This is a genomic window from Deinococcus apachensis DSM 19763 (genome assembly GCF_000381345.1).
Classification (GTDB): Bacteria; Deinococcota; Deinococci; order Deinococcales; family Deinococcaceae; genus Deinococcus; species Deinococcus apachensis.
The window spans coordinates 177,152-190,615 of record NZ_KB906403.1 but is presented as its reverse complement, the minus strand read 5'-3'; the positions used below and the strand labels follow the sequence as shown (position 1 = coordinate 190,615).

Annotated in this window: 11 protein-coding genes and 2 CRISPR repeat arrays; of the genes, 10 read left to right on the top strand and 1 reads right to left on the bottom strand. The window is 68.2% G+C overall.

Annotated elements, in window-relative coordinates; all coding sequences use genetic code 11:
- Positions 1-2 precede the first annotated feature (2 nt).
- Positions 3-336: a CRISPR direct-repeat array (repeat unit 29 nt; unit sequence CGGTCCATCCCCACAGGCGTGGGGAACGC).
- Positions 337-438: 102 nt separating this feature from the next.
- On the bottom strand, positions 439-3,336 hold the full coding sequence (locus tag F784_RS0111660; RefSeq protein ID WP_019586913.1) for a CRISPR-associated helicase/endonuclease Cas3: 2,898 nt from the start codon (positions 3,334-3,336) through the stop codon (positions 439-441).
- A 298-nt stretch (positions 3,337-3,634) separates the two neighbouring features.
- Here F784_RS0111660 and F784_RS26185 point away from each other — a divergent pair, with 298 nt between their 5' ends.
- The 10 genes from F784_RS26185 to cas2e all read left to right on the top strand — a co-directional run bounded on the left by F784_RS26185 (position 3,635) and on the right by cas2e (position 12,756).
- Entirely contained in the window at positions 3,635-3,784 is a 150-nt protein-coding gene (locus F784_RS26185) for a hypothetical protein (protein ID WP_019586912.1), read from the top strand.
- Positions 3,785-3,839: 55 nt separating this feature from the next.
- Positions 3,840-5,543 carry a tetratricopeptide repeat protein gene (locus F784_RS23035; protein WP_245557839.1) on the top strand — a complete coding sequence of 568 codons (1,704 nt, stop codon included), beginning with the start codon at positions 3,840-3,842 and terminating at the stop codon, positions 5,541-5,543.
- A gap of 74 nt (positions 5,544-5,617) precedes the next feature.
- Complete coding sequence (locus tag F784_RS0111645; RefSeq protein WP_019586910.1) at positions 5,618-6,652, top strand: helix-turn-helix transcriptional regulator; 1,035 nt, start codon at positions 5,618-5,620, stop codon at positions 6,650-6,652.
- A gap of 17 nt (positions 6,653-6,669) precedes the next feature.
- A complete protein-coding gene (casA, locus tag F784_RS0111640) occupies positions 6,670-8,364 on the top strand; it encodes a type I-E CRISPR-associated protein Cse1/CasA (RefSeq protein WP_019586909.1) in 1,695 nt (564 codons plus the stop codon).
- The gene (casB, locus tag F784_RS0111635; RefSeq protein WP_019586908.1) at positions 8,361-9,008 is read left to right on the top strand and encodes a type I-E CRISPR-associated protein Cse2/CasB; all 648 of its coding nucleotides are present in this window, start codon (positions 8,361-8,363) and stop codon (positions 9,006-9,008) included. The genes casA and casB overlap by 4 nt, the downstream gene beginning before the upstream one ends.
- Positions 9,005-10,159, top strand: coding sequence for a type I-E CRISPR-associated protein Cas7/Cse4/CasC (cas7e, locus tag F784_RS0111630; RefSeq protein WP_019586907.1), 1,155 nt, complete (start codon positions 9,005-9,007; stop codon positions 10,157-10,159). The genes casB and cas7e overlap by 4 nt, the downstream gene beginning before the upstream one ends.
- Positions 10,156-10,836, top strand: coding sequence for a type I-E CRISPR-associated protein Cas5/CasD (gene cas5e, locus F784_RS0111625; RefSeq protein WP_019586906.1), 681 nt, complete (start codon positions 10,156-10,158; stop codon positions 10,834-10,836). Before cas7e ends, cas5e begins: the two co-directional genes overlap by 4 nt.
- Entirely contained in the window at positions 10,833-11,504 is a 672-nt protein-coding gene (cas6e, locus tag F784_RS0111620) for a type I-E CRISPR-associated protein Cas6/Cse3/CasE (protein ID WP_019586905.1), read from the top strand. Before cas5e ends, cas6e begins: the two co-directional genes overlap by 4 nt.
- A complete protein-coding gene (gene cas1e / locus F784_RS0111615) occupies positions 11,501-12,427 on the top strand; it encodes a type I-E CRISPR-associated endonuclease Cas1e (protein ID WP_019586904.1) in 927 nt (308 codons plus the stop codon). The genes cas6e and cas1e overlap by 4 nt, the downstream gene beginning before the upstream one ends.
- Complete coding sequence (gene cas2e / locus F784_RS0111610) at positions 12,424-12,756, top strand: type I-E CRISPR-associated endoribonuclease Cas2e (RefSeq protein ID WP_019586903.1); 333 nt, start codon at positions 12,424-12,426, stop codon at positions 12,754-12,756. The genes cas1e and cas2e overlap by 4 nt, the downstream gene beginning before the upstream one ends.
- 68 nt (positions 12,757-12,824) lie before the next feature.
- A CRISPR array of direct repeats spans positions 12,825-13,462; the repeat unit is 29 nt; unit sequence GCGTTCCCCACAGGCGTGGGGATGAACCG.
- Positions 13,463-13,464: the final 2 nt, after the last annotated feature.

Here is a 13,464-nt window from a genome sequence, read left to right as displayed (position 1 = left end):
AGCGGTCCATCCCCACAGGCGTGGGGAACGCCGGATGTCCGTGTCCAGGCTTGACACGGCCGTCGGTCCATCCCCACAGGCGTGGGGAACGCGGCGTGATGGTGTCGGGCATCGTCGCCCACACCGGTCCATCCCCACAGGCGTGGGGAACGCAAGGTCGGCTAATGCTGACCGTGACGGTGTACCGGTCCATCCCCACAGGCGTGGGGAACGCCAGACGCCTGGGCGCTTGGCGTACTCGCTGGACGGTCCATCCCCACAGGCGTGGGGAACGCGGCCGCCCGAAACTCGCGCAGCAGTTCCTGTTCGGTCCATCCCCACAGGCGTGGGGAACGCACTCCAGCAACACGCACCTCTGAGGTCCCGGGGGACAGGAGGTGCCGGAAGTGACCTCGGATTTAGATTACATTTTCATGCGGCGTGGGCTGGGGCCTGGGGTCATTCTAGGCGTTCGTAGACCAACCCGAGTTCCGGGTCGAGGATGACACGAGTTTTGCCAATGACTGCCTGGTTATTGATCAGGATGAGGGGCTCGGTGTCGCGCAAAAGGGGGTGTGCGGCCCAGCCCGCGTGGTCACCGCCACGGCGAGTGGGGTGGTCACGGTAGTGCCGGACGATGTCATGGCGCGAGACTTGCAGGCTGCGGGCGTAGATGGCGCGGGCGGTATCCCAGTCATGTTTCTGGAGGGTTTCGATCTGGGCGGAATGGTCGCCTTTTTCATCGAGGGTGTCAGCGCCGTTGTGGTGGATGGGGACGATCCGGAGGCTGTCGTCGCCGAGTCGGGTGCCGTAGTGGGGCGCTTCAGTTGCCGTGTCGTCAGTGGTGGCGCTCGCATCGTCGTGCGCGGGTTCCCCGTCCGGTTCCCCCAGGCTGGGTTGGGGCGGCAGGTCGAGGAAGGTGTCGGGCTGGCCGATGTGGGCCAAACCACCCGTGAGGGTCTGGTTGCGCCGCTCGGTCTGGAGGGCCCGATCGGCCTTGAGAAGAGTGCGTTGCTGCTCCTCACTCAGGTTGTCCAGGGCGGGACTGTTTAGGTCGTACACCCGCTGCACGAGTGGGTCGAGGTCGTTGGGGAGGGTGAGGTGGGTGCGGCCCTGCAGGGCGTGCCAGGTGCGGTACATCAGGGCGGGCGCGTAGACGTACTTCCACTGGTATTCGTCGAGCGCCGCTTCGGGCCAGTCTCCCAGGCCCGCGACGTACAGGGTGGGGGTCTCGTGGGCGCCGCGCCTTCCGGTGTTGACGTCGTGGCGGTGCAGGCGTCCGGCGCGTTGCAGGATGAGGTCGATGGGGGCGAGGTCGGTGATCAGGACGTCGGTGTCGAAGTCGAGGCTCTGCTCCGCGACCTGGGTGGCGATCAGGATGAAGCGTTCCGGGCGCACGTCATCGGTGTGCCGGGTACCATTTTTGAGATACGTGGCGGGTTGTGGGCCGAGGTAGCGCAGGACCCGCTCCTCACGTTCGCCGCGGTCCTGGGCCGGGTAGCGGGCGTGGTACAGGTGAACGCCGATTTTCTCCGGATGCTTGCTGCCCCAGCACATGCTTTGGAAGCGGGGCCCGAGGAGGGTGCGCACGGCCCGGAAGATGTCCTGGGCACGCTGCACAGTGTTCACGAGGACGGTCACCGTGCCACCCGCTTCGGCGAGTGTGACGGCCTGCACGGCGAGAGCACCCGGGTCAGGGTCAGTGGCGCGCAGGGTGAGGGTCTGGGCGCGGCGTGGGCCGGGAATAGGCCGGGACGTGGGCGTGGGGTCGCCCGCGCGCGCGACGGTGAGGCGCGGGTAGGTGGGGGCGGCGTCGGGGGTGACGTTCCAGGCGTTCAGGAGGTCCTGGCGGGTCTGCGCGGGCAGGGTGGCGCTCATGATGACCACGCTGGAGTTCAGGGCACGCAGCCAGCGCACCAGGGCGTGGATAAGCTGAGTGGTGTAGGTGTCGTAGGCGTGAACCTCATCCAGGACGACCACGCGGTTCCCGAGGCCCCACAGCCGCACGAATTGGTGATTGACGTTCAGGACGCCCAGGAGCGCTTGGTCGACGGTGCCGACTCCGTACTCGCCCAGCAGGGCGCGTTTGCGGTGGCTGAACCATTCGGCAGCGCGCACCATGTCGCCCTCGTCCTTGCGGGTATTGGGCTTCAGGTCGATGGCCTGTTGCGCGTCGCTGCGGGCGCGGGTGTTGGTCAGGTCCTGCTGGTAGTCGCCCTGCATGGAGGCGCCCCCGTGCAGGAGCTGCAGGTCCACGGTGATCGGATCGGGGCGCCCGGCCGCCTGATGATTCAGGAAGGTGCGCAGCCTCCGGTACATGGCGTTCCCGGTGGCCTGGGTGGGCAGGGCGAGGTACAGGCCGCGGTGTCCGGCGGCGTTCTGGAGTTGCAGATGCGTGTAGAGGGCCGCCTCCGTTTTCCCCTCGCCCATGGGCGCCTCCACGAGGATCAGGGCGGGGCGGGGATCCGGGGTGCTGAGCAGGTCGGCCAGCAAGGTCTGGAGGGGCCGGGCGCGGAATCCGGGAAGGAACGCAAAGGTGTCATCCACGGCGCCGGGGTGCGGGGTGAGGGGCTGCCGGGCCGTCCAACCAATCGCATCCAGCGCGGCACGGGCTTGGACAGTGGCACCTTGCAGGTACGTGGCGGGATCCGTGAAGGGCAGCGGATCGGGGTCACCGCGAAGCGGGAAGGAACTCCCCACCCAGTCCGCGAAGCTCGTCAGTCCGGCGAGGCGCATAAACGCGCCCCCACCGAACTCGGTGACGGGTGGCGCGGGTTCGTCCTGGAGCCCGAACGCGGTCAGCACGAGCGTGACGAGTTCGTCCTGCACCCCGTGCCATTCGGGGCCGGTGCCCCGGTCGGGCGCCCGGGGCGTCCGCTCCCGCTGCCCGTGGTGGCAGCCGACCGCCTGCGCGATGCGGGACGCCACCTGTGACGCCCAGCCGCGGGCCGTCAGGAGGTCCGGCAGGAGTTTCTGTGTGACGAGGCCGTGCGGCGTGTTCTCGCGGTGATCCTGCCAGGGCAGCACCTTCCACACCCGCTCGGCCAGCGGCGCGGCCTTGTGTTGAAAGGCGGGGCTGGCCTTACCGAGGTCGTGGAGGGCCGCGAGGGCGGAGGTCCAGCGCACTGCGAGGTCCGTGCCCTCCCCGGGGGCCAGGTCGAGGTCCGCGGCGAGCAGGTCGCGGGTGGTAGCCGGTTCGCGTTCCAGGATGGCCGCCGCGCAGGCGCCCACGTCCAGCAGGTGGTGCAGGACGGGCAGCCATCCCTCTCCGGCTGACTTCTGGCCGCTTTTGGCCCACAGGACCTGCACGGCGCGGGATTGGGGGGAACCGGGAGGGGGCGTGTCGGGAGAGGTCATGTCCTGGAGGGTACGCCCAGCAAAGGGCGACCGGGGACGCATTTTGGCGGCGTGAACCGCGCGTCACGTTTGGACGCGGTGCGGGGTCAAGCTGCGCGCATCACCGAAAGGAAGCGTCCCAGCGGGCGTTTCCCGGCGGTGATCGTCCGCAGCGGCGGATGACGTAACTGTCCGTCCACCCCCCGCCCGCTTCCCCATTCCTGAACGCTGACCACGCGGGGCCCCGTCATACGGGGGCCTGGGGGAGCCCTTGTCCCGCGCGTGCCCGTGGTCCGGGCCGCGCCTCCAGGAGTGCCCCATGAACCACCTCCGTTCTGCCCGCCACGTCTGTGCCTCGGCCCTGCTCCTCCTCGCCACGCTGGGCCCCCTCCTCGCCGCCCCCCTCCACGTCCACACTCCCGTCCTGCTGGCGGGCGACGACGCAAAGACGGGGGGCGGCCCCGGCTGAGCGTCCGGCCCCCGCGACTGTCCGTGCCCATACGCCGGGCGTTACCCTGCTTGCGATGCGTCCGGCCCGTCGGTTTTCCGCCTCACCTGCCGTCCCGTGGGGGGCGTGGCGGGAATCCATCCTGGCCCTCATGGAGGAGGGGCGGTTCGACGACGCCCTGTTGACCATCGAACGTGCCCTGAACGAGGGGCAGGACGCGGCGGAACTCCTGACTCTGCTGCGGCAGTTGGAGGCGAGCGCGCCCTCCACGCTGCTGCGCGGCATGGGGGGCACTCACAGCTTGCAGGGGCTGCGCCTGAAAGTCCGCCTGACCGGGAACGCGGAAACGCCAGGGGACGTGATCACCCTGATCCGCGCGGCGCAGGACGCCGGGGTGCAGGCCGGGTTCCTGCAGGCGCACCTCGCGTGGGCCCTGACGCAGCAGGAGGAGTTCACGGAGGCGCTGCAGGCGGCCGAGGCGGCGCTGCGCGACCGGCCCAACCTCACCGACCGTGAGCTGGGACTCGCGCTCCGTATGAAGGGCTTTGCCCTGAACCGTCTCGGCCCCCGGGGTGGCTGGGACGCGGCGTTCCGGGAGGCGCTCGACATGAGCGTGGGGTGGACGCGTGGGCTGGTGCTGCTCGACCTGGGGGGCCTGCACAGCCGCGCCGGGAACGAGGCACAGGCCATGCTGGCCTACGCGGAGGCGCTGGGGCTGATGGTGTCCCCTTACCACCGGGCGTTGCTGCTGAACAACATGGGCCTGAGCTGCCTGCGCTCGGGCCACTTCGGGGAAGCCGAGGAGTACTTCATGCAGGTGGCCGCGTTGCGCTCGGGCTTTCGCAGCCGGGCGCTGTCCGGGCAGGCGGTGGCGCGGCGCGTCTTCGGGGAGTGGGCACGGGCGGAGAGCCTGTACCGGCAGGCGGCGGCGGCCGCGCAGGTCAGCGGAGACGAGGACGATCTCCGGCAGGCGCGGCGCGGCCTGGGACATACACTTCGCCTGTCCGGGCGGCCCATGCAGGCGCTGGAAACCCTGCGGGAGGCGGCGCACACCACGCAGGGGGACCGCGAGAACGGCCAATCCTGGGTGAATGTGGACCTCGCTGCGGCGCTGGTCAGCCTGGACCAGCTGGACGTTGCGGCCGTCGAAACACACCTGGCGCGGACTGGCCCGCTGGACCGGGAGGACCGGGAGCGGGGCGTGATCGTACGGGCGGAACTCGCCCGTCGCACCGGTCGCCCGGAGCAGGCCCTGGCCCTGCTGACCCCACTGGAGCGCACCTCGTTGTGGATGCGCGAGGAAGCCCACGCTTTCCGGCAATTGTTCACGCTGCTGCCGACCGACCGGCGCCCGGACTCCCTGCCCCGTCCCCAGCAGACGCACGTTCACCTGCGCGTGCTGGGTGTTCCGGTGGTGCAGGTCAATGGACGCCGGGTGCGGCTGGGACCCCTGGAACTGGTGACCCTGACCGCCCTGGTCATGGCGGGCGGCGACCTGACCACCGATGAACTGACCGAAGTGATCCGTGATGGGAAGCCCCGCGACGCCCGGCAGGCGGCCCAGAGGGTGTCGCGGGTCGTGCGACAACTGCGGGTCGCGCTCGGCTGGGAGGAGAGCGTCGGGGCCATGGGGGGCGCGTACCAGCTCGACCCGGCCGCCCACTGGACGAGTGACGTGCTGGGGGTGCGGCCGGGTCGCGCGGCGGTGACTGCGTTCCTGAGTGGAGTCAGTCTGCCCTGGGCCACGGAGCAGGAACAGTACTTGCTACAAGGAGACTAAAGTAGTTTGAATTCAAGTAACTATTTTTGAAAAGTGCGACAGGGATGAGACATGCCTTCCGTACCGTGGGGCTTATGGGCGACCCCGCACCCGTCAGCACTCACCCCACCCCTGCCGCACGCCCCGCGAACCCCCGCCAGGCGAAAACCTGGGACAAGGCCAAGCGGCTCAGCGCCCTGCGCGACGAACTTCAGGCGCGGCCCTCTACCACCCTCGACCTCGCTCGCCGCTTCGGCGTCGGCCAGCGCAGCATTCAGCGGGACATTGACGCCCTGCGCCGCATGGGACACGACGTCGTGGAACACGCGGGCAAGACGTACTCCATTCCCCGAAACGGCACCCTGCTGCGCCCCGCCGAGGCTCTCGCCGCTTACGCCGCGATCCGTCTCGCGCACCACCACTCCCCCGCCCTGGGCACCCACTACCGGCATGCCCTGCACAGCATCTCCCTGGCCCTCCCGGAACGTATCCGGCACACCCTGAACGCCAGCGTGCGCGACAACGGCGCCACACCCTTCGCGGAGCGGCAGATGGAACAGGTCGCCACCGCCTGGATGGAGGGCCGGGTCCTGAACTTCGACTACCGTCGCCCGAACGGCGAAGTGGAAACCGGCAACGAACTGTGCGTGTACTTCATCGAGATCAGCCGCACCAACCTCGCGCCGTACGTGATCGGCCTGGAACGCCGCCGCCGCGCTCAAGTGCGGACGTTCAAGCTCTCCAGAATGGCTAACCTGAGCCTGCACCAGGATACCTATGAACTCGACCCCAACTTCGACCCGAAACAGTTTCTCAGTGACGCCTGGGGCGTCATTGGCAGCCAGGAGCCCCTTACCGTCACGGTGCGGTTCGCGCCGGAAGCCGCGTACCGCGTCTTGGAGGGCGGCTTCCCCAACACCACCCTGATCCGCCGGGACGGGGCGGTCGAGATGGAGTTCCGCGCGGGCGTGGACCGCAGCGGCCTCCCCCGTGAACTCATGCCCTTCCTCCTGAGCTGGGGTCCCCGCGCTGAAGTTCTGTCCCCGCCCCATGTGCGCGAGGCGTGGCTCGCCGAACTGCGTGAAGCCCTAGCCCGCTATGACGTCCCACCTGCCCGCAACACCGCCTGACCCAACGGAGGCCAACTGTGAACAGCCCGCCCATCCCCACCTTCAACCTGCTGCACGACCCCTGGATTCCCGTCCGGCCCCTGGACGGCGGCCCCGTCCACGAGGTCGGCCTGCGTGACCTCGTCCTGAAGGCCCACACCTTCGGACGTATCGACGACCCCTCACCGCTGGTCACGGTGGCCCTGCTGCGCCTGACGCTCGCGCTGCTGCACCGCGCTCTGCGGGGCCCCCGCAACGTCGCGCAGGCTGCCGAGTGGTTCCGGGGCGGATTTCCCACCGACCAGCTCGAAGCGTACTTCGCCCGGTGGGACGACCACTTCGACCTGTTCCACCCCGAGCGGCCCTTCTGGCAAGGAAAATCCAATAAGGCCAATCCAGAGCAGTACCACTGGAGCCTGCTGTCCCCGGAACTGAACGGCAGCAACACCACACCCGTCTTCGGCACCAAGAAACGCGCTGAAGCTGTCGTAGGCAAGTCCGCAGTCGAACCCACGTTGATGGGCTGGGTAGGTACTGCGACACCGGGTCAGATTGCTCGCCTCCTCGCTCAGAATCAGTCGTTCGCGTTGGGTGGCCGCGTAACAGGTGCGTCTGAAAGCCAGCAGGGTGGCCCGGTCATGAGTAAGGCGCTGTTCGTCCCAACCGGGAACAATCTCCTTGAGACTCTCTGTCTGAACCTCCTTCCGTATCCAGCGGACATGGCCGAAGGCGACCGTGCCGTCTGGGAGTGGCAGGCTGAGGGAGTAAACCGCTCTGACGCACCGCAGGTTCCTATGGGCTATGCCGACCGCTACACGTGGCTGTCGCGGAGCATCCTGGCCACTCCTGCCCGGATACACCCACACCAAGTCCAGACTGTTGGATACGGGAGTGGGGTGGCGCGTGTCGAGGACAGCAACCAAGGCCGCTCACTCGAACCGATGGCTGCCCTTGTCTCCAAAACGGTGGAGGGCAGACCCACATTGCTGCCGCTAACACTCAGCCTGAATAGGCTGGCGTGGCGCGACCTGCAGGCCATCCTGCCTGAACCTCAGGATCAGGTGTACGCCGATTCGAAAGGGAAGGTCATTAAAGTTCCTGGCTTTGCCCCCCTGACGATTCAGAACGCGGCTGACGTTCTATGTATCGCCAATGGTACAGCCACCGGAGAGAACATTGTCCAGGTGCATGTTTTCGGTCAGATCCTGGGTGGCAAACCAGGTATCACGTCCGCTTTCCGGCATGAGTCTTATGCCATGCCGATCACTCTCCTTCAGGACTGGGAACAGGGCGGCAAATACATAGATACGGCCTTCAAGGAAGCGAAATTAGTGGCAGCAGCGCTGACAAGCGCTACTCAGCGGCTCGCGGTAGAAGTCCTCTCGCGCGGTGGGGAGCGGGAGCCGCACAAGGACGACGTGCGGGACCTCACGCAAACACTTCCCGGCCTGGGGTCGTACTGGGCGGCGCTGGAAGCCCCGTTCCGGATGTTCCTCTCGGCGCTGGACGCCCCGCAGGAAGCGGAGGCTGGGTGGCGTGACAGCGTGGCCCGAGAGGCCCGGGCCGCATGGGCGATGAACCTCCAGGGGGCGGGCGGAGACGGGACGGTGTTGGGCTACGCCTTCCGCCCACGCCGCACGGACGGCAAATACCAGCCGAGCCCGCAGGCGATCTTGGCACGCGCCCTATCTGCCCTGCATGCCACCCATCGAGCGGAGGTTTCCCCATCATGACGACCATCCCATCCACCGCCACGCCGTTTGAGCGGCTGGTGCTGAACCTCTCCCGCCTGGACCGTGGGCAGCTCGCGCAACTGCGCCGCTCACTGGGCGACGACACGCCCGGCCAGAGTGTGCCGTGGTTGGAAGGCGTCTTTCTGCGTTCCGGCCTGGACGTGAGGCATGACCGGCAGTGGCGCGCGCTAGCCCTCGTGGCGGGCCTGTACTCCCTGATTGAACGCCCGGACGAGAGCAACGAACCCACCCCTGCGCCGGAACACCGCCCGACCCTCGGGGAGACATTCGGAGCGCTGTACCTCGCGCAGGAGCAGCGGCCCAGCACCGAGAAGCGCTTCCTGGCCCTGCTGGACGCCGACATGGACGCCCTGCCGTATGCCCTACGTCAGGCGGTCACGCTGCTGAAAGCGGACGGCCGCACACCCGACTGGGTGCAACTGCTGAGAGACGTAGACCTGTGGGAACACCCCGAGAGGGGCGCAAGGTTGCGTCGTATTTGGGCGAAAGATTTCTACCGCACCGCCGAACGCGTCATCACCACTGACAAACCCACAGCTACCAAGACCAACACACCGACCCGCCCACAATCCAGCCTCTTCGACACCACTGTCCCGGACGAGGACGAAGGAGAAACACTATGAAAGCCCTTCTGGAACTCCACTACCTGCAGAACTTCGCGCCCAGCAACCTCAACCGCGATGACACCGGCAGCCCCAAGGACGCGTACTTCGGCGGCACGCGCCGCGCCCGGGTCAGCTCGCAGAGCTTCAAGCGGGCCATGCGCATGGACTTCCGCACGCGGGGCACGGTGCATCCAGACCAACTGGGTGAGCGCACCAAACGCGCCCACGAACATATTGCCAACCGCTTGATTGAACTTGGTCGGGACATGGCTCAGGCCAAACGGGCGGCAGAGAACGCTCTACAGACGATGGGAACCCAGAAACAGATCAAGATCACAAAAGAGAGCAAGACGGAGTATTTAGCCTTTCTGGGCCGTCAGGAGCTGGAGAACCTCGCTCAATACATTCACCGGGAGTTCGATGTGTTCTCGGCGGACAAATACAAACCAGCGAAGACCAGTAAGGCTGATCTGGAAGATTGCCTAATCGAAAATGCAAACGGTGGCAACGCGGTGGACGTGGCACTGTTTGGAAGGATGCTCGCCAACTTACCCGAGAAGAATGCGGACGCGGCGGCGCAGGTGGCGCACGCCCTCAGCACGCACGCCATGCGGGGCCGGGAGTTCGACTTCTACACCGCTGTGGATGACCTGAAGCCCACCGACACCGCCGGGGCCGACATGCTCGGCACCGTGGAGTTCGGGAGCGCGACGTACTACCGCTACGCCTGCGTGGACCTGCAGAAGCTGCTGGAGAACCTGGGCGGGGACGTGGACCTCGCCGCGCGGGGCCTGCGGGCGTTCCTGGAGGCGAGCATCTATTCCGCGCCCACCGGGAAGCAGAACACCTTCGCGGCGCACAACGCGCCCGGCCTGATGGTGCAGGTCGTGCGGGAGAACGCCTCGCCCCGCAACCTCGCCAACGCGTTCGAGAAGGCTGTGCGGGAACAGGAGGGATTCATGCGGCCCAGCATGGACGCCCTGAGCCGCGAGAAGGAGCGGCAGGACGGCATCTTCGGGGACGAGGGCCGTTCCCGGTACGTCAACGTCGTGGATGAGCAGGCGTTCGCGCCTCTCGGCGACGCCCTCCCTAGCGTGAAGGCCCTGATCGACGCGACGGTCACGGACGCCCAGGCCATCCTGGGGACCTTGAAGGCAGCGCGGGGGTGAACACCCTCCTGATTCCCCTGGCTGGCCCCCTGCAGTCCTGGGGCACCCGCAGCCGCTTCGACGACCGCGACACGGAAGCGGAACCCAGCAAGAGCGGTGTCCTGGGCTTGTGTGCCGCCGCACTGGGCATCGACCGGGCCGCGCCGGTCACGCACCTGAGCGCCCTGGCCTTCGGCGTCCGCGTGGATCGCCCGGGCCTCCTGATGCACGACTACCACACCGCGCAACTGTACCCGGGGCAGCGGGGCACGGGCACCAGCCTCACGCGCCGGGCCTACCTGTCTGACGCGGCGTTCTGGGCAGCCCTGCACGGCGACCCGGCCCTGCTGCGCGACCTGCACGCCGCCCTGCGCAACCCCTACTGGCCGCTCAGCCTGGGCCGCAAGGCGTTCGTCCCCTCCACCCCACTGTGGCAACCGGACGCCCTGCGGGACACCGAGCTGCTGGACGCCCTCCGGCACGCGCCCACCCTGCGCCGCCCGGAAGAGGACGCCGCCCCGTACCGCCTCGTGCTGGACGTCCGGGAGGTTCCCGCCCCACCGCCTCACGCCACACCCGGCGAGCGACGCGACGACCCGGTCGCCCCCTTCAGTGAACGCCGCTACGCCCTGCGGGACGTCCTGCAGTGGGCTGAGCCCCTCCCGCGCCTGCACCCCGCCCCGGAGGTTCCCGCGTGACGACCGTCACCACCCCCCTACACCTATCGCGATTGTTCCTCAACGACCGGCACCGGCACGCCTCCCGCGACCTGGGCAGCCCCTACGCCCTGCACCAGACGCTCCGCTGGGCCTTCCCCGGTGCCGGGCACCCCGACACGCCCCTCCCCGACGGTGAGCGCCTGCTCTGGCGGCAGGACACTACCCGTGACCCCCACACCGACCAGCCCACCCCCACCCTGCTCGTGCAGAGCGTCACCCCGCCCGACTGGGGCGCCCTGAACGCCCGGGACGAGGGCTACCTGCAGGGCTGGGACGTCCGCACCCTCGATCTCACGCCCGCCCTCATGCCGGGCCGCGTGCTTCATTTCCGGCTCCACGCAAACGTCACCGTCCGGAGGCGCGACGAGCAGGGCCACAGCGCCCGCCATGGCCTGCACCGGCCCGAAGAACAACTCGAGTGGCTGGACCGCCAGGGCGGCCGGGCGGGTTTCAATCTCCTCGGCGCGGACATTATCCGCGCCGGCCGCATCCGCACGCGCAAGGGCCGGCAACTCATCACCCTGCACACCGTGACCTTCGACGGAGCGCTCCAGGTCATGAACCCTGAAGCCCTGGGCCAGTCGATCCGGGAGGGCCTGGGGCACGCCAAGAGCCTAGGCTGCGGCCTCCTCAGCCTCGCGCCGTGACCGGGAGCAGCATCATCTGGCACCGGCAGAACCTTCGTGAACTCCCCAAATTCCGCGACGGCACCACCTACCTGTACCTCGAACACACCCGGCTCGAGCAGGACGGGCGTGGCGTCCGCGCGTACCACCCCGAAGGCATGCTCACTCTTCCCGCCGCCAGCCTCAGCGTTCTCCTCCTCGGCCCCGGCTGCAGCGTCAGCCATGAGGCCGTCAAAGCCCTCTCCGACACCGGCTGCTCCCTGCTGTGGGTCGGGGAGGGCGGGGTGCGCCTCTACGCCAGCGGCATCGGCGAGACCCGCAGCGCCCTGCGCCTCCAGCAACAGGCCCGCCTGTGGGCCAACCCCACCACCCGCCTGAACGTCGTCCGGCAGATGTACACCCTGCGCTTCCCCCAGGGCCTCCCCGAGGGGCTCACCCTCGCCCAGATCCGCGGCCACGAGGGGGCGCGCGTCCGAGACGCCTACGCCCGCTATAGCCACGCCTACGGGGTGCGGTGGGAGCAGCGCCAGTACAAACAAAGCGACTGGGGCCGCGCTACGCCCCTCAACAAAGCCCTCAGCGCCGGAAACGCCTGCGTGTACGGCCTCGCCCACGCCGCCATCCTCGCCACCGGGTACAGCCCCGCCCTCGGCTTCATCCACACCGGCAAGATGCTGTCCTTCGTGTACGACCTCGCCGACCTCTACAAGATCGAGGTCGTCCTCCCCATCGCCTTCCGCGAGGCTGCCACCCCCGGTGACGACCTTGAACGCCGCGTCCGTACCGGCCTGCGCGACCACATGACCAACCTGCGCCTCCTCGAACGCATGGCCGCCGACCTCCACCATCTCCTCGGCGGCAATTCAGAGGACCCCGATCCCACCGCCCCGGGCGACCTCTGGGACCCTGAGGGCGACGTGCGGGGGGGCATCAACCACGCATGATCGTCATGACCCTCGAAGCCGTGCCCTCCAGCCTCCGGGGTGAACTCAGCCGCTGGCTGATCGAAGTTCAACCCGGTGTGTACGTCGGCAACGCCACCGCCCTCGTCCGCGACCTCCTCTGGGACAAGGTCGTGCAACACGTCCGGACCGGGCGCTGCACCCAGTTGTACCGCGCGAACAACGAGCAAGGCTTCACCATCCGGATGCACGGCGACCCCCACCGCACCCTCGTCACCCTCGACGGCTTCCAACTCGTTGCCGTTCGCAACGCCCGTCATTCAGAATTGCAGGGGGAGTACGACCCTCCTGAGGACGATGACAAATTGTGATGCGAAGGCGCTCCCCCCGGGGACACCTCCGGGGGGACAAACACCGATCCGCCACGTATTCGCGGAGTGCGTTCCCCACAGGCGTGGGGATGAACCGTTCGCGGAGCGCGGCCCGAAGATGCTGGAACGCGTTCCCCACAGGCGTGGGGATGAACCGCGCTTCAGGGCCTGCAGGACTTCCGGGCTCCCGCGTTCCCCACAGGCGTGGGGATGAACCGAACTCAGGGTTGGGGCCGAGAGGATGAAGATCGCGTTCCCCACAGGCGTGGGGATGAACCGGCGACGCGATCACGACGGCGGCCCGACTCGTGGCGTTCCCCACAGGCGTGGGGATGAACCGTTTCTGGCCGACATAGCGATGTTGGGGTCAGAGCGTTCCCCACAGGCGTGGGGATGAACCGTGGTGCGAGGATTTAACATTGCCCGGCGTTGGGCGTTCCCCACAGGCGTGGGGATGAACCGGCACCAGGCACGGGTGCGTCTTGGCCTCGGGGGCGTTCCCCACAGGCGTGGGGATGAACCGGCCCGTTTGGGACGCCCTCGCACCCATCGTGGGCGTTCCCCACAGGCGTGGGGATGAACCGGCCATCCGCGAGGGCAACCGCCGCGTGGGGGCGCGTTCCCCACAGGCGTGGGGATGAACCGCGCGAGGAGGTGCCCGCATGAACCACGCGCCCGCGTTCCCCACAGGCGTGGGGATGAACCGGC

What these genes read in the sequence shown, in the direction of transcription:
- F784_RS0111660 (WP_019586913.1), bottom strand. Translation starts at nt 3,336, where the DNA reads ATGACCTCTCCCGACACGCCCCCTCCCGGTTCCCCCCAATCCCGCGCC.
- F784_RS26185 (WP_019586912.1), top strand. Translation starts at nt 3,635, where the DNA reads ATGAACCACCTCCGTTCTGCCCGCCACGTCTGTGCCTCGGCCCTGCTC.
- F784_RS23035 (WP_245557839.1), top strand. Translation starts at nt 3,840, where the DNA reads ATGCGTCCGGCCCGTCGGTTTTCCGCCTCACCTGCCGTCCCGTGGGGG.
- F784_RS0111645 (WP_019586910.1), top strand. Translation starts at nt 5,618, where the DNA reads ATGGGCGACCCCGCACCCGTCAGCACTCACCCCACCCCTGCCGCACGC.
- casB (WP_019586908.1), top strand. Translation starts at nt 8,361, where the DNA reads ATGACGACCATCCCATCCACCGCCACGCCGTTTGAGCGGCTGGTGCTG.
- cas7e (WP_019586907.1), top strand. Translation starts at nt 9,005, where the DNA reads ATGAAAGCCCTTCTGGAACTCCACTACCTGCAGAACTTCGCGCCCAGC.
- cas2e (WP_019586903.1), top strand. Translation starts at nt 12,424, where the DNA reads ATGATCGTCATGACCCTCGAAGCCGTGCCCTCCAGCCTCCGGGGTGAA.